Annotated in this window: 13 protein-coding genes and 2 tRNA genes; 6 read left to right on the forward strand and 9 right to left on the reverse strand. The window is 71.6% G+C overall.

The features are described 5' to 3' along the window. Window positions 1–4 precede the first annotated feature (4 nt). Window positions 5–1,225, reverse strand: a complete 1,221-nt coding sequence (locus ID574_RS27640; protein ID WP_188191861.1) for a saccharopine dehydrogenase family protein — start codon at window positions 1,223–1,225, stop codon at window positions 5–7. A 102-nt stretch (window positions 1,226–1,327) separates the two neighbouring features. Between ID574_RS27640 and ID574_RS27645 the strand changes: the two genes are divergently transcribed. Next, complete coding sequence (locus ID574_RS27645) at window positions 1,328–2,038, forward strand: TetR/AcrR family transcriptional regulator (protein ID WP_188191862.1); 711 nt, start codon at window positions 1,328–1,330, stop codon at window positions 2,036–2,038. 55 nt (window positions 2,039–2,093) lie between these two features. On the opposite strand, the gene ID574_RS27650 is transcribed toward ID574_RS27645, so the two are convergent. Continuing rightward, complete coding sequence (locus ID574_RS27650) at window positions 2,094–2,981, reverse strand: TIGR03620 family F420-dependent LLM class oxidoreductase (RefSeq protein WP_188191863.1); 888 nt, start codon at window positions 2,979–2,981, stop codon at window positions 2,094–2,096. 79 nt (window positions 2,982–3,060) lie between these two features. Between ID574_RS27650 and ID574_RS27655 the strand changes: the two genes are divergently transcribed. Then, entirely contained in the window at window positions 3,061–3,639 is a 579-nt protein-coding gene (locus ID574_RS27655; protein WP_223167115.1) for a TetR/AcrR family transcriptional regulator, read from the forward strand. On the opposite strand, the gene ID574_RS27660 is transcribed toward ID574_RS27655, so the two are convergent. Then, window positions 3,636–4,421, reverse strand: coding sequence for a helix-turn-helix domain-containing protein (locus ID574_RS27660; RefSeq protein ID WP_188191864.1), 786 nt, complete (start codon window positions 4,419–4,421; stop codon window positions 3,636–3,638). The two genes, ID574_RS27655 and ID574_RS27660, sit on opposite strands and share 4 nt — an antisense overlap. A gap of 86 nt (window positions 4,422–4,507) precedes the next feature. On the opposite strand from ID574_RS27660, the gene ID574_RS27665 reads away from it, so the two are divergent. After that, window positions 4,508–4,942, forward strand: a complete 435-nt coding sequence (locus ID574_RS27665) for a hypothetical protein (RefSeq protein WP_188191865.1) — start codon at window positions 4,508–4,510, stop codon at window positions 4,940–4,942. 97 nt (window positions 4,943–5,039) lie between these two features. Here ID574_RS27665 and ID574_RS27670 read toward each other — a convergent pair whose 3' ends face one another. From ID574_RS27670 to ID574_RS27695, 6 genes are all read right to left on the reverse strand, one after another. Beyond that, a complete protein-coding gene (locus tag ID574_RS27670) occupies window positions 5,040–6,047 on the reverse strand; it encodes a hypothetical protein (RefSeq protein ID WP_188191866.1) in 1,008 nt (335 codons plus the stop codon). 155 nt (window positions 6,048–6,202) lie between these two features. Further along, complete coding sequence (locus ID574_RS27675) at window positions 6,203–8,734, reverse strand: Tex family protein (protein ID WP_188191867.1); 2,532 nt, start codon at window positions 8,732–8,734, stop codon at window positions 6,203–6,205. 27 nt (window positions 8,735–8,761) lie between these two features. Then, on the reverse strand, window positions 8,762–9,925 hold the full coding sequence (locus ID574_RS27680; RefSeq protein ID WP_188191868.1) for an amidohydrolase: 1,164 nt from the start codon (window positions 9,923–9,925) through the stop codon (window positions 8,762–8,764). A gap of 167 nt (window positions 9,926–10,092) precedes the next feature. Beyond that, window positions 10,093–10,527 carry an RpiB/LacA/LacB family sugar-phosphate isomerase gene (locus ID574_RS27685; RefSeq protein WP_188191869.1) on the reverse strand — a complete coding sequence of 145 codons (435 nt, stop codon included), beginning with the start codon at window positions 10,525–10,527 and terminating at the stop codon, window positions 10,093–10,095. A 34-nt stretch (window positions 10,528–10,561) separates the two neighbouring features. Beyond that, a tRNA-Arg gene (locus ID574_RS27690) sits at window positions 10,562–10,634 on the reverse strand. Between the two features lie 131 nt (window positions 10,635–10,765). Further along, window positions 10,766–10,838: transfer RNA gene (locus ID574_RS27695), tRNA-Met, on the reverse strand. A 207-nt stretch (window positions 10,839–11,045) separates the two neighbouring features. On the opposite strand from ID574_RS27695, the gene ID574_RS27700 reads away from it, so the two are divergent. The 3 genes from ID574_RS27700 to ID574_RS27710 are packed head-to-tail and all read left to right on the forward strand — an operon-like array spanning window position 11,046 to window position 15,296. Next, the gene (locus ID574_RS27700) at window positions 11,046–12,116 is read left to right on the forward strand and encodes an S-methyl thiohydantoin desulfurase family protein (protein ID WP_188191870.1); all 1,071 of its coding nucleotides are present in this window, start codon (window positions 11,046–11,048) and stop codon (window positions 12,114–12,116) included. Continuing rightward, complete coding sequence (locus ID574_RS27705) at window positions 12,109–13,665, forward strand: hydantoinase/oxoprolinase N-terminal domain-containing protein (RefSeq protein ID WP_188191871.1); 1,557 nt, start codon at window positions 12,109–12,111, stop codon at window positions 13,663–13,665. The genes ID574_RS27700 and ID574_RS27705 overlap by 8 nt, the downstream gene beginning before the upstream one ends. A gap of 23 nt (window positions 13,666–13,688) precedes the next feature. Continuing rightward, a complete protein-coding gene (locus ID574_RS27710; RefSeq protein ID WP_188191872.1) occupies window positions 13,689–15,296 on the forward strand; it encodes an ABC transporter substrate-binding protein in 1,608 nt (535 codons plus the stop codon). The last annotated feature ends 1 nt before the right edge of the window (window position 15,297 follow it).

The following is a 15,297-nucleotide window of genomic DNA, read 5'->3' on the forward strand; positions in this document are numbered from 1 at the left end:
TTCCTCACTGCTCCCTTATGCCCCACGGTGAGCCGTACTCCACAAGAAGGTCCAGGAACGGCCGTGGTTCGAACGCCTCGGGCCCCAGCACGCCGGTGCCCTTCCAGACGCCCTCCGCCAGCAGCTCAAGCGCGACCACCGGGTTGACGGCGGTCTGCCAGACGACGGCCTGGGAGCCGTACTCGCGCATGGACCACTGGTTGTCCACGACGTGGTAGAGATACACCTCGCGCGGCCGGCCGTCCTTGACGCCCTTCACCCACGTGCCGGCGCAGGTCTTGCCGTGCATGCGGTCGCCGAGCTCGGCCGGGTCGGGCAGCACGGCCGCGACCACGTCCCGCGGCGCCACCCTCGCGGTGCCGCGATCGGTCCGCACCGGGACCGGCTCGGTGCTGTCCACGCCCAACGCGTGCAGGGTCTTGAGGGTGCCGATGAAGTCCTCGCCGAGGCCGTACTTGAAGGTCACCCGCCGCGCCGGGATCCACCGGGGGACGAGCAGCACCTCCTCGTGCTCGACGTTCACGCACTCGACCGGGCCGATGCCCTCGGGGAAGTCGAAGACCTCCGGCTCGCTGAACGGCTCCGTCGTGTACCAGCCGCGGTCCTTGTCGTAGATGACCGGCGGGTTGAGGCACTCCTCGATCGTGGTCCAGATGGAGAACGACGGGGCGAACTCGTAGCCCTCGACCGTGAGGTTCGCGCCGTCCCTGATGCCGATCTCCTCGATCTCGTCGAAGAGCTCGTCGGCGGCGTACCGGGCGAACACGTCGGCGAGCCCGGGCTCCACGCCCATGCCGACCAGCGCCAGCCTGCCTTTCGCCGTCCATTCCTCTTCCCGGGCGAACTGCTCGTCGCCCAGCTTGACGCCGACCTCCTCGTACGGGCGCTCGGGGTGCGGCTTCGACATCGACATCGCCATGTCGAGATAGTCGGCTCCGCCCGCGAGCGCCGCCTCGAACAGCGGCAGCACGAAACGCGGGTCGGTGGCGTTGAGCAGAACGTCGCACCCGTGCTCGGCGAGCAGCGCGGTGACGGCGGCCGAGTCGGCGGCGTCGATCCTGGCCGGGGTGAACCTGCCGGCGCGCTCGCCCAGCGCGGCGACGGCCGCCTTCGCGCGGGGGAGGTCGTAGTCGGCGACGACCATGTGGTCGAAGAAGGGGCGACGGGCGGCTATCCGGGTGATGGCGGTGCCCACGCCGCCGGCTCCCACGAGAAGGATACGCATGACGATAAATCCCCTTATAGATGCTTTTGGGGGGCGGTGTCGTCAATCCAACTCGACTACGCTCATCAACGTCAATGGCGTTGGCATAAGGAGGGATCCGGCGTGGCCAAGCGGGTGGTTCCGGAGGCGGCGCGCAGGCGGCGGCGTCCCACCAAACAGGGGCAGGTCCTCACGCATCAGCTCATCGTGGAGACCGCGCTGCGGATGCTGCGCGAGCACGGCGCGGCCGGCCTGACCGCCCGCCGGCTCGGGCTGGCGCTGGGCGCCGACGCCAGCACCGTGTACCGCTACTTCCGCGGCATGGACGACCTGATCCTGGCCATCGCGGACGAGCTGTTCGGGCAGGCGATCGCCGGCTGGTCCTCCGGCGGCGACTGGCGGGCCGACCTGCGTGAGCTCGGGCTGCGCATTCACAACGCGTACCTGGCGCACCCGCAGGCCGCCGTGCTGACCGCCAGCCGGGTGACCGGGCGTCCCAACGAGGTGGCCACCGACGAGATCATCCTCGGCGTCCTGCGCGGGGCCGGCTTCCCGGACGGCGAGGCGGTGCGGATCTACCACGCGTTCATCGACCAGGCGCTGGCCTTCGCCATCCTGGACGCCGCCACGCTGGCGCTGCCCCCGGCCGCGCGGGAGGCCGACGAGGAGGTGTGGCGGAACACGTACGCACGCCTGCCCGCCGCCACTCACCCGAACATCGCCGCCACGGCGCCGCTGCTGGTCGCCCGCATGAACGACAGCGCCTACCCGACGGCCCTCGACATGCTCCTGTCCAGCGCCGCCGCCTCCCGCGACCCAGGCCGTCCGGCGTAGCCGTCTCAGGGTGGCAAGCAGGAGCGCCAGGGCGGCCATGGCCTATTTAGTGGTGTCAGCTGAGAAGACGAGGGGCGAGCTCCTCGAGCTGGTCGACCGCGGCGGCCAGATCGTCCGTCAAAGGGTGGAGCAGGACGTGGTCGGCGCCCGCGGCCAGATGCCGCTCCAGCCGGGTGGCGACCGCGTCCCGGTCTCCCCAGGCCAGGACGGCGTCGACGAGGCGGTCGCTGCGCTCGCCCGCGAGGTCGGCGTCCCCGTAGCCGAGCCTGCGGTAGTTGGCGGTGTAGGGGTTGTGGGTGTTGCCGCCGCCGCGGCCGAACAGCGCGCGCATCCGCCCCCGTGCCCGGACCGGGTCGGTGTCGAGGACGAGGGCCTGGTGCGGGATGAGCAGAGCGTCGGGGCCGAGAGCCCCGCGGGCGGCCTCGGTGTGCTCGACCGGTTGCAGGAACGGATGCGCGCCATCGGTCCGTTCGGCTGCCAACGCGTGGGCCTTCGGTCCCAGGGCCGCGAGGACGCGCGGGTAGCGGGCGTCGGGCAGGATGCGGGCGGCGGCCTCGTCCATGGCGTCCAGGTAGGCGCGCGTCGCGCTCAGCGGTCGCTCCCCGCGAGGCCCGCCGAGGCCGAGAAGCAGCCGCCCCGGGTGAGCCTCTGTGAGGGTGGCGGCCCCGGTGTGCATCGCCATCGGGTCGCGCATCGTGATGTTGGCGATGCCGGCGCCCGCGACGAGCGTGGTGGTGGCACTCAGGACGACGGCGAGCTGGGTGAAGATCTCACGTCCGCCGATCGGCGAGGACGCCGGGGGCTCACCGGTCCACAGCGAGCCGTACCCGAGCTGCTCGATGCGCGCGAACTGATCGCGCTGCCGTGCCACCGGCGTGGTCAGCAGCGTCATCGGCGGGACCCACACGCCGAACCGGCCGAGCCGATCTGCCGGGGTCGTCATAATCGGAGCCTCCCTCCGGTTATTGGGAGCACTAATATACGGAGGGAGGCTCCGGTTTGTGAACCCCGAGGAGGAACAGGTGGCCGACAGCAGGGCCCCACGTGCCATGCGGGCGGACGCACGACGCAACCGTGACCGGCTGCTGGCGGAGGCACGTGCCGCTTTCCTCGACCATGGCACCGACGCCTCACTGGAGGACATCGCCGCCCGTGCCGGGGTCGGGGTCGGCACGCTGTACCGGCATTTCCCCACCCGCGAGGCGCTCCTGGAGGCACTGCTGCGCGAGCGGTTCGACGCCCTCACCACCAAGGCGCGACGCTTGGCCGGCCATTCCTCCGCCCGTGACGCGCTGATCGCGTGGACTCTTGACTTCGTGGAGACCACCACCACCTACCGCGGCCTGACCGCGGCGGTGATGGCGACATTGCGTGACCCGGCCTCGGCCCTGCACGCCTCTTGCGAGGCGATGCGCGGAGCGGGCACGGCCCTGCTGATCCGTGCGCAGGAAGCCGGGGACGTGCGTGCCGACGTCGCGCCGGTCGAGTTCCTCGCCCTGGTCGCGGGCGTCTCATGGGCGGGCGAGCAGATGGCGGGCGGTGGGCTCCGCGGCGACCGCCTCCTCCCGCTGCTCTTCGAGGGCCTGGAACGGCGAGACTAGGCGCTGAGCCGCCTGAGGATCGCCGCCGTGGTCTCGTCGGCGGGCAGGAACGCTTCGAGGCGCAGCTCGGACAGCGTGACGTCGAGGGCGGTCGCGAACGACGTCAGCGTGGTGATGAGGCGCAGCTCGCCTTCCGGCACCCGCAGCCGCAGCGGTACGGCGAAGCCCAGGTGCTCGGCCGGCGGATCGAGGTCGGGGAGGTAGCCGTCCAGCTCGGCCACGAACTCCTCCAGCGCCGCATCGGGGCTCCGCCGTGCCTGCCCGCGCAGGCTGGCAGTGATGTGGCGGCCCCACTCGGCCAGGTTCTCCACCCTGCGGGCCATCCCCTGGGGATGCAGGGCCAGGCGCAGCACGTTGATCGGAGGCTCCAGCAGCGCGGGCGCGGCGCCCTCGCAGAGCACGCCGAACGCCGGATTGGCGGCCACCAGCTCGCCGTACGGCCGCACGACGACCGCGGGATACGGCATGTGCCCGGCGAGAATGCTTTCCAGCGCTTCCCGTACCGGGCCCAGCTCGGGGGCGTCGAGACGCGACTCGGCGTAGATCGGCGCGTAGCCGGCGGCGAGCAGGAGGTCGTTCCGCTCCCGCAGCGACAGGCCGAGGGACTCGGCGAGCCGCACCACCATGGCGCGTCCTGGTCGGGAGCGTCCCTGCTCGAGGAAGCTCAGGTGGCGCTGGGTCGTGTCGGCCTTGATCGCCAGATCGAGCTGGCTGAAGCGGCGACGCGTCCGCCAGCACCGCAGCTCACGAGCGAACTGATCAGGTTCCGCCGGCACCGTCATGTCCCCATTCATACTGGACGTCCGCGGCGGCGCGATTCCCTTCAGGGAATCGCCGCGCCGCCCGGATCGGCCGCACACTGCTGCGCATGAGCAACGCAGTTGATGTGAAGCACTTGGCCGACCGTTATGTCGCCCAGTGGAACGAGCCCCATCCGGCGGCGCGCAGCGCGCTCATCCGCGAGGTCTGGGCGCCCGACGGGATCCAGGTTCTGGTCGACCCGCCCGAGGCGATCCGGGACGCCGCCGCGGCGCTCGCGTTTCCCGTGCCACCGCTGGAGGTCCGCGGCCACGACGCCTTGACCGCCAGGGTGACCCGGGCCTACGAGATGTTCGTCGCGCCGGGCGAGCACGTCTTCGAGGCCGCCGAAGAGCCGTTCCTCCTGCTGCCCGGCGTGCTCGGCATCCGGTGGTCGATGGTGTCGACCCGCACGGGCGAGCGCGTCGGCGGCGGCCTGGACATCCTGGCCCTGGACGAGGAGGGCCGGGTCCGTACCGACCACCAGTTCATCGGGACGGATTGATGCGTTTCGACAGCGCCGTGCCCCCGCCGTTCGAGGCGTTGTTCATCCCCGTGCTCATCCCCGTGTTCATCCCCGTCTGACCGGCGGCCACAGGCGCTCACAGACGGCGCTGAGCGATGCGTTTGCTGATTCCGGCCAGGGACTCGTCGGCCATGAGCGAGGGCAGACGGGGCGCGTCCTCGTCGATCTGACGCAGCACCGCGGGCTGGTCGCCCGAGAAACGCGTCCAGGCGCGCAGCACCTCGGGCATCGCCGCGACGGCCGCGTCCGACATGATCGCCTCTCGGGGCAGCCACGAGGTCAGGAACTGCGACACCCTGGCCGGGCTCCACCACAGCGGCCGATCCCCGATGAACTCGGCCAGCCTCTCGAACGCCTCCCGCGCCCCCGGCAGGTCGGGCAGCTCGTCGAAGCGCGACATGGTGTCGTCGCCGGGCGCCCGTACGAGACCCGGCACGCCGCGGGCGCGGGCGATGGCCAGTGGACGGACCTGGGGCAGTGTGTTGGCGACCGCCGTTCCCATGATCCGGTCGCCCAGCTCGAACGCGTCGAGGATGCGCCCCGCGACCACCCCGGGATCGGCCGGCCACAGCCCCAGGTCGTCGAGGAACTTCACCTCCTCGACCAGCGCGTCGACCGCCAGCCCGCCGTTCGGCTGGTCGATACCCACGACGAGGATGTGCGGCTCCTTGCCGTTCTCGTACCGGAAGGACAGGCTGGCGAGGGTCTGCTCGCCGTACGGGTCGGCCTTGCCGTACCACGCGCCCTCGCACCTGACCCGGCCCATCCGGCGCACCCACTCGGGCAGCGTGCCCACGAGCCCTTCCGCGGCCCGCGCGTACGCCGCCGCGGCCGCCGCTCCGTCCGCGTCATCAGCGGCGGTCTCCGGGCCGGCGCCGCCGGTGTTGACGGCGGCCAGAGCCACGAGGGTGAGCCGCGCTTCCGCCCCGCCGTCCTCCGCCAGCTCCCGCAGGAAGGGCTCCACCGCGTCCGGTGCGAGAGCGGCCGTGAGCCGCGCCGCCCATAGCTCCGTGCGTAGCGGGGAATGCCACCTGAGCAGGTCTCGGGCCTGGGTGATGGCGGTGGAAAACGCTGATGTGCTCACCGTTCGACCGTATCGCCCCGGCCCCGCCCGTACGACGCCGCCACGTTCCGCCCGCAGCGGAGCCGGATGAATCCCTTCAGGATCAGGAGGTCCTTCGGGCGTCGGTGTCCACGCCGACGCCCGAAGCCGTCACCCACGGAAGGGCTCGCGACCGTTCAGCGCTTGTCGTCGCCGGTCAGCCCCGCCTTGCGGAGGGCCTCCGCCATGGCGCCCATGGGTGCCGGGCGGTCCTGGCGGCGCTGCCCGCCACGCTGCCCGTCGCCCCTGCCGCGCTGGCCACCATCGCCCCGGCCACCATCACGTCGACCACCGTCACCACGGCCGCCGTCGCCCCGGCCGCCGTCGCCCCGGCCGCCGTCGCCTCGCCCGGCGCGCTGGCCGTCGCCGCGGACGTCCTGGCCGCGGGCACCTTGGCCCCTGCCACGCTGGCCACCGTCACCCCGGCCGCCTTCGCCCCGAGCGCCGTCACCACGGCCTCCGTCGCGTCCGCCGCCCTGGCGGGACGATGACCGGCGGGAGCCGTCACCGGGCTGCTGGGCGGCGGCGGTGTCGTCGTCCAGGCGCAGCGTCAGGGAGATGCGCTTACGCGGGATGTCGACGTCGAGCACCTTGACGCGGACGATGTCGCCGGGCTTGACCACGTCGCGCGGGTCCTTGACGTAGGTGCGGGACATGGCCGACACGTGGACCAGGCCGTCCTGGTGGACGCCGACGTCCACGAACGCCCCGAACGCGGCCACGTTCGTGACCACACCCTCCAGGATCATGCCCGACGTCAAGTCGGAGATCTTCTCGACGCCTTCCTTGAACGTGGCCGTCTTGAAGGCGGGACGCGGGTCGCGGCCCGGCTTCTCCAGCTCGCGCAGGATGTCCGTGACCGTCGGCAGGCCGAACTGCTCGTCGATGAAGTCGTGCGGCTTGAGCGCCCGCAACGTCGCCGTGTTGCCGATCAGCGACTTGAGGTCCGTCTTGACCGAGCCCAGGATGCGGCGGACCACCGGGTAGGCCTCCGGGTGCACGCTGGACACGTCGAGCGGATCGTCGCCGCCCCGGATGCGCAGGAAGCCCGCGCACTGCTCGAACGCCTTGGGCCCGAGCCGGGGCACCTCCTTCAGCGCGGTGCGCGTGCGGAAGGGGCCGTTGGCGTCGCGGTGGCGGACGATGCTCTCCGCCAGCGTCGCGCCGATGCCCGACACGCGCGTGAGCAGCGGCGCGGACGCGGTGTTGACGTCGACGCCGACGGCGTTGACGCAGTCTTCGACCACCGCGTCCAGCGAGCGCGACAGCTTGGACTCGGCCAGGTCGTGCTGGTATTGGCCGACGCCGATCGACTTCGGGTCGATCTTGACCAGCTCGGCCAGCGGGTCCTGCAGCCGGCGGGCGATGGAGACAGCGCCGCGCAGCGACACGTCGAGGTCGGGCAGCTCCTGCGAGGCGTACGCCGAAGCGGAGTAGACCGAGGCCCCGGCCTCCGAGACCACGATCTTCGTCAGCCCCGGCACGAGCTTGACCAGCTCCCCGGCCAGCTTGTCGGTCTCGCGCGAGGCCGTGCCGTTGCCGATGGCGATCAGCTCGACCCCGTGCCGCTGCACCAGCGCGCCGAGCACCGCGAGCGACTGGTCCCACTGCCGCTTGGGCTCGTGCGGGTAGATGGTCGCGGTGTCGACGACCTTGCCGGTGGCGTCGACCACGGCGACCTTCACGCCCGTGCGCAGCCCCGGGTCGAGGCCCATCGTCGTGCGGCTGCCCGCCGGCGCGGCCAGCAGCAGGTCGCGCAGGTTGGCCGCGAACACCCGCACCGCCTCGTCCTCGGCCGCCTGCCACAGCCGCATCCGCAGGTCGATGCCCAAATGCACGAGGATGCGGGTGCGCCAGGCCCAGCGCACGGTCTCGGTCAGCCACTTGTCGGCCGGGCGGCCCTGGTCGGAGATGCCGAACCTGTCGGCGATGCGCATCTCGTAGTCAGGGCTGTCGTCGGGCTCCAGCGCGACGGAGAGGATCTCCTCCTTCTCGCCGCGGAACATCGCCAGGATCCGGTGCGAGGGCAGCTTCGTGAACGGCTCGCCGAAGTCGAAGTAGTCGGAGAACTTGGCCCCCGCCTCCTCCTTGCCCTCGCGCACCTTGGACACCAGCCGCCCGCGGCTCCACAGCTGCTCGCGCAGGTCGCCGATGAGGTCGGCGTCTTCAGCGAACCGCTCGATCAGGATCGCCCTGGCCCCCTCCAGCGCCGCGCCCGCGTCGGCCACGCCCTCCGTGACGAACCCCTCGGCCACCGCCAGCGGGCTCAGCGTCGGGTCGGCGAGCAGCTGGTCGGCCAGAGGCTCCAGCCCCAGCTCGCGGGCGATCTGCGCCTTCGTGCGCCGTTTCGGCTTGTAGGGCAGGTAGATGTCTTCGAGCCTGGCCTTGGTCTCGGCCGCCATGATCTGCTCGCGCAGCGCGTCGTCGAGCTTGCCCTGGGACTCGATCGACTCCAGGATCGCCGCCCTGCGCTCCTCCAGCTCACGCAGGTAGCGCAGCCGCTCCTCCAGCGTGCGCAGCTGCGCGTCGTCGAGCGCGCCGGTGGCCTCTTTGCGGTATCGCGCGATGAACGGCACGGTCGCGCCGCCGTCGAGCAGCTCGACCGCGGCCTGCACCTGCCCGTCGCGTACGCCGAGCTCTGCCGCGATCCGCTGGTGAATAGAGAGCACTTGCCTGCCTTTCGATGGTCCCGCCGGTCAATTGTGCAGGACTACGCCGTCCTTCATGACCAGACTGCGCCCAGGGTGAACGACCACCGCCTCCGCGGCGCCGCCGCACGGCACCACGACCAGGTCGGCCCGGTCGCCCGCGGCCAGCCCGTAGCCCTCGAGCCCGAGCAGGCGGGCCCCGCCGTAGGTGGCCGCCTCCAGCGCCAGCTCGATGTCCTCGTCCCCGCGGAACGTGCTGCGGTAGGCGACGTGCATCGCCCGCTCCAGCATGTCGCCGCTGCCGTAAGGACCCCACAGGTCGCGGATGCCGTCGTGCCCGCAGGCCACGGTGACGCCCGCGGCCCGCAGCCGCTTCACCGGCGGCACGGGGAAGCTGTAGACGGCCCCGGTCACCACCGCCACGCCCGCCTCGGCGAGCCCCTGGATCAGCCGGTGCTGGTAGGCCTCGTCGAGCTGGCCGAACGCATAGGCGTGGCTGACCGCCACCCGGCCGCCCAGCCCCAGCACCCTGGTGCGCTCGATGATCAGCTCCAGCTCCCACCCGCCCAGCGAACCGCCGTCGTGCAGGTGGATGTCGAGGTGGGCGCCGTAGCGCTCGGCCAGGCCGAAGATCACGTCGAGGTGGCGCACGGGATCGCGGTCGATGCCCGCCGGGTCGAGCCCGCCGACGGCCTCGACGCCGCTCTTCAGCGCCTCCTCCAGCAGCTCGGCCGTGCCCGGGTTGGTGAGCAGGCCGTGCTGCGGGAAGGCGACCTGGCGCACCTCGACCGGGGAGCGGGCGGCGGCCTCGCGCACGGCCTCCACGCCGCGCAGCCCGACCAGCGGGTCGATGTCGGTGTGCGTGCGCACGTGGGTGGTGCCGGCCTCGCTCATGCGCGTGAGCAGCGCCCCTATGCGCTCAACGCTCGGAACGCCGAGCTCGGCACGTCTGCCCAGGTCGTTGCCGATGCGGCCGGCCAGGGTGTCGTCGGCCGAGTGCGGCACCCACGGCCCGCCGTAGAGCGTCTTGTCGAGGTGGCAGTGCCCCTCGACGAGGCCGGGCAGGACGAGCTGTCCGGCGATGTCGACGACCAGGGAGCCTTGCGCGTCGATGCCCTGGCCCACGCTGTGGATCAGGCCGTCGCGGACGAGGATGTCGGCAGGCGCCGAGAGCCCCCAGGGGAGCCCGCCGCGGAGCAGCACGTCGGTCATGCCCAGAACCCTAGACCGCGGAGCCGACGATTTCCGTGCCTCCGACGTGACCGTTTGGGGTCAGGCAGGCCGCGTGGCGGAGAGCTCCAGGCGATGGATGAATCCCGGCTCCAGCCCGTTCTCGCCGCAATGCGTGCAGTGCAGGCCCGACATGTCGGAGATCGTAATCAGATCTCGTCCAGGTGAGCCACGTTCGCCACGTCGGCGGCGTCCGCGCTCGGCCGGCCCTCCAGCCAGGCGTCCAGGATCTCGTCGAGCACCACGTCGGAGGTCAGCCGCAGGCTGAGCGCCAGCACGTTGGCGTCGTTCCACTTGCGGGCCCCGTCGGCGGTGTAGGCGTCGACGCACAGCGCGGCCCGCACGCCGGGCACCTTGTTCGCCGCGATCGACGCGCCCGTCCCGGTCCAGCAGCACACGACCGCCTGGTCGGCCCGCCCCTCGCTCACGTCTCTCGCGGCCAGCTCGGAGGCCCACGCCCAGTCGTCGCGCTCCTCGTCGTTGAGCGCGCCGTGGGTCACCACCTCGTGCCCGCGCCTGCGCAGCTCGGCCACGACCCGCTCGGCCACCCCGTCCTTGCTGTCGGCGGCCACTGAAATCCGCATGCGCCCCTCCGTTCGCTCACCCCACATGTACCAGCGCCCCCGGCTGGAATCGAACCAGCGACCTCCTGCTTCGGAAACAGGCGCGCTCTCCGCTGCGCCACGAGGGCCGGTCCCCGTTCTCCGCATCACCGCCACTCCCCACTGCTTCTCCGCAGGGGGGCCAAGAAGCACTCACCGTGTCGGGAAGTCCTGATGGCCGGCCTGCGACGAGGCGGCACGTGTGGAAGACCGGGCTCGGTGGCGGGTGCGGGGATCGAACCCGCCTGATGCGACTTATGAAATCGCCGGGCACACCAGCGCCCTCACCCGCCTCGACGTCGACGGGCGGGTGCCTGGAGCTCAGACTCAGGACACGCCCGTACGGCGCCGCATACGCATTCGCCGGGTGTCCATGGAGCTCCTCTCAACGGGTCTGACACGATCCTGGCCATCCGAAGAGACCGGCGCAACGCAATTACCGGCCCCCACACGTCTCCGGGTGGCGGATTGAGGCGGCATGTGGTTGGTTGTGGCGCTAAATGAACATTGACGTGAGCGATATCCCGGCTCTCGCCCGAGGGTGCGCCGTTCTCGGCACCGGTGGCGGAGGCGACGTGCGTACAGGGTCGCTGGCCGCGGCCCGGGCCATCCGCGAGTACGGCGAGGTGCCGCTGGTCCGGCTGGGTGATCTTCCGGAGGACGCGCTGGTCGTGCCGCTGTCCGGGATCGGGGCGCCGACGGTCAGCCACGAGATGATCCACAGCGAGGACGAGCCCAAGCGCATCGCCGAGGAGGTCGAGAGAGTCTTCGGCCGCCCGCCGAGCGCGGTCATGTCCTGCGAGATCGGCGGCTCCAACGGGGTCGCCCCGGTGGCCTGGGCGGCCCAGCTCGGGCTGCCGCTGCTCGACGCCGACGGCATGGGGCGGGCGTTCCCCGAGGTCCAGATGGTGTCGATGTACGTGGCGGGGCTGCCGGCCGACCTGGTGATCATGTCCGACGTCGCGGGCAACGTGGTGACCATCCGCCCGGTCGACGGGCTCTGGTCGGAGCGGCTGGCCAGGGCCGTGTGCGTGGCGGCGGGATCGTCGGCGCTGATGGCCGACTACGTGCTGACGGCCGCGCGGGCGCGGGGCGCGGTGATCGAGGGCACGGTCACGCGCGCGCTGGAGATCGGCAGGGCCACCGAGGGCGCGACCGACCCGCTCCGTGCCCTGCGGGAGCAGCTCGGGGCGGCCCGGCTGATCACCGGCAAGCTGACCGATGTGGAGCGGCGCACCACGGGCGGGTTCGCGCGGGGGACGGCCACCGTCGAGGGCACCGGCGACGACCGCGGGCGGAGCCTCACCCTGGAGCTGCAGAACGAGAACCTGGTCGCCGTCGAGGACGGCCGGGTCAGGGCCATGGTGCCCGACCTCATCACGGTCGTCGACACCGAGACCGCCGCCGCCGTTCAAACCGAGGGGCTCAGGTACGGCCAGCGCGTCACGGTCCTCGCCTGGCCCTGCGACCCGCTCTGGCGCACGCCCAAGGGGCTGGAGACGGCCGGGCCGCGGGCGTTCGGGTACGAGCTGGACTACGTTCCCGTCGAGGAGTTGACCGCCCATGGCTGACCTGCCGGAGCTCGGGATCGGGATCGACGTCGGAGGCACGAACACCGACGCGGTCGTGCTGGACGCCGGCGGCCGGGTGATCGCCAAGGCCAAGCGGCCGACCACCCCGGACGTGACCGAGGGGCTCCGGGCGGCGCTCGACGCGGTCCTGGAGGAGCTGGGTCCCGGTGCGCAGCGGGTGACCCGCGTCATGCTGGGCACCACCCACGCCACCAACGCGATCCTGGAGCGCCGCAACCTCGGCAAGGTCGCCGTCCTGCGGCTCGGCGCGCCCGCCACCACCTCCGTGCCCCCGCTCTCGGGCTGGCCCGACGATCTGCGCAAGGCGGTCTCGGCGGGCGAGGCCGTCGTGGGCGGCGGGCACTACGTGGACGGCCGCGAGATCGGCCCGCCGGACCTCGACGGGATCCGCCGTTTCCTGGACGGCGCCGAGGCCGAGGCCGTGGCGGTGACCGGCGTGTTCAGCCCGGCCAGCGCGGAGCACGAGCGGCTGGCCGAGGAGCTGATCAGGGCCGAGTACGGCCTGCCGGTCTCGCTCAGCCACGAGATCGGCTCGCTGGGCCTGCTCGAACGCGAGAACGCCACCGTGCTGAACGCCGCGCTGTACGGGGTCGCCGCCGACGTGACCGGCGCCCTGGCCGCCGCATTGGCCGAGCGCGGCCTCCGGGCCCGGCCGTACCTGGCGCAGAACGACGGCACGCTCATGACGCTGGAGCACGCCGCGCGGCTGCCGGTGTCGACGATCGGCTCGGGCCCGGCGAATTCGCTGCGCGGGGCCGCGTACCTGTCGGGGGTGTCGGACGCGATCGTGGTGGACGTGGGCGGCACCTCCACGGACCTGGGAGTGCTGGCCGGCGGGTTCCCGAGGGAGTCGGCGGCGGCGGTCGAGATCGGCGGGGTGCTGACCAACTTCCGCATGCCGGACATCCTGGCCATCGCGCTCGGCGGCGGCACCGTGGTACGGGAGCACGGCATCGGCCCCGACTCGGTCGGCTACCGGATCGTCCGCGAGGCGCTGGTCTTCGGGGGGGCCACGATGACGATGACCGACGCCGCCGTGGCCGCCGGACGGACGCCGCCTGGCGCGGCCGGATGGCGGGAAAGCCTGGGTGACATGTCGGAAAGAAACGCAGACATCCTGGAAAGGGCGGTGGCTGTCGCGGACGAGATGGTCGTCGACGCCGTGGACAGGATGGCGCTCGGCAAATCCGGCCGTCCGCTGGTCGCGGTGGGTGGCGGGGCGTTCCTGCTGCCGGCCCGCGTCCCCGGCGCCGCCGAGGTGATCCGTCCCGAGCACGCCGAGGTGGCCAACGCCGTGGGCGCCGCCATCGCGCTCGCGAGCGGCAGAGTGGATACGATCTTGCCTGCGGGAGATAGCCGGTCGGAAGCCATCGAAAGGGCCAAGGAGGAGGCGGCGGCGCGAGCCGTGGCGGCGGGGGCGGATCCCTCCGGCGTCGAGATCGTCGACGTCCTCGAGGTGCCGCTGAGCTACCTCTCCGAGCCCGCCGTGCGGGTACACGTCAAAGCAGCCGGACCCCTCGCCCGGTGAAAGATCGAAAGGATCCCCCCACCATGCGCTGGCACAAGCGTCTGCTCGTCGCCGGGGTCACCGGTGCCTTGGCCTTGACCGCATCCGCGTGCGCGGGCGGCCAGGTGCGCGGCGCCGGCGGGACACCAGCCCCCCAGGCGAGCACCAGCACCAGTCAGGCCGCGCAGGCCAACGACAGCACGTTCGTCTACGTGCCCAACCTGGACGTGGTCACCGACTGGGACCCGGCGACCTCCTACTCCAACGAGATCGTCGCCCTGTCGAACATCTACGAGGGTCTGACCAGGTACAACTCCCAGACCAAGAAGGCAGAGCCACGTCTCGCCACCGAGTGGACCGCGGCGGACGGCGGCAAGGAGTGGACGTTCAAGCTCCGGCAGGGCGTGAAGTTCCACTCCGGCGCCACGATGGACGCCGAGGCCGCCAAGAAGGCCATCGAGCGGACCATCGAGAAGAAGGGCGGCGCCGCCTACATCTGGGACGCGGTCGACAAGATCGAGGCCGTCGACGCGGCCACGCTCAAGTTCACGCTCAAGTACGCCGCGCCGCTCGACCTCATCGCCTCCTCCGGTTACGCCGCCTACATCTACGACGTGGACGCCGTGGACCCCGACGGCAAGAAGACCGCCGGCACCGGCCCGTACACGATCGACTCCTGGCAGAAGGGCAAGGAGACCGAGCTCACGCTGAAGGCGTTCGACGGCTACTGGGGCGGCTGGAAGCCGGAGCAGTACAAGAAGGTCGCCTTCCGCGTCACCCCCGAGATCACCACGGCCTGGCAGCTCCTGCAGAAGGGCGAGGTGAACTTCGTCCAGCGGCTCAACCCGCAGCTCTTCGAGCAGGCGGGCATGACCGGGAACGTGCAGACCTCTCGGTCACCGTCGTTCCAGAACCTGCTCGTGCTGTTCAACACCGCCTCAGGACCGGCCAAGGACGTGCGGGTGCGCCAGGCGCTGCAGGCGGCGATCGACTACGACGGCCTGGTGGCCGCGCTCAAGGGCTCGGCGCAGAAGGCCAGCGGCCTGGTGCCGCAGGGCCTGCTCGGCCACGTCAACGGCATGGAGCCGAAGCAGGACCTGGCCAAGGCGCAGCAGCTGCTCGCCGAGGCCGGATACGGCCCCGACCTCCCCGAGCTCAAGCTCAGCCTGACCTACGCCCAGGGCGACGAAGACCAGAAGCTGCTGGTCACCCTGCTGAGCTCGGCGCTGAACAAGCTCAACGTGACCCTCCAGGCCAAGCCGATGACCTGGAACGCCCAGTGGGACCTGGGCAAGAAGCAGGGGCAGGACATCTTCGTCATGTACTGGTATCCGGACTATCCGGACGCCTACTCGTGGTTCCTCAACGTCTTCAAGAGCGCCGAGAAGCCGCAGTTCAACCTGTCGTACCTGAAGAACGCCGACATCGACGCCCAAATCGACTCGCTGCCGCAGCTCACGGCCACCGACCAGCTCAAGGCCGACACGGCCTACCAGGAACTGCAGAAGAAGATCATTGAGGAGCAGGCGGCGGTGGCGGTGCCGTACGTGCAGACCTACCAGCGCGCGCTCACCGCCGACGTCGAGGGATACGTGGACAATCCCGCCTATCCCAACGTGGTCTTCTTCTACGACCTCAAGCGCGCGACCTGAC

Origin of the sequence: Nonomuraea sp. SYSU D8015 (assembly GCF_008065375.1) — a bacterium.
Lineage (GTDB): Bacteria > Actinomycetota > Actinomycetes > Streptosporangiales > Streptosporangiaceae > Nonomuraea.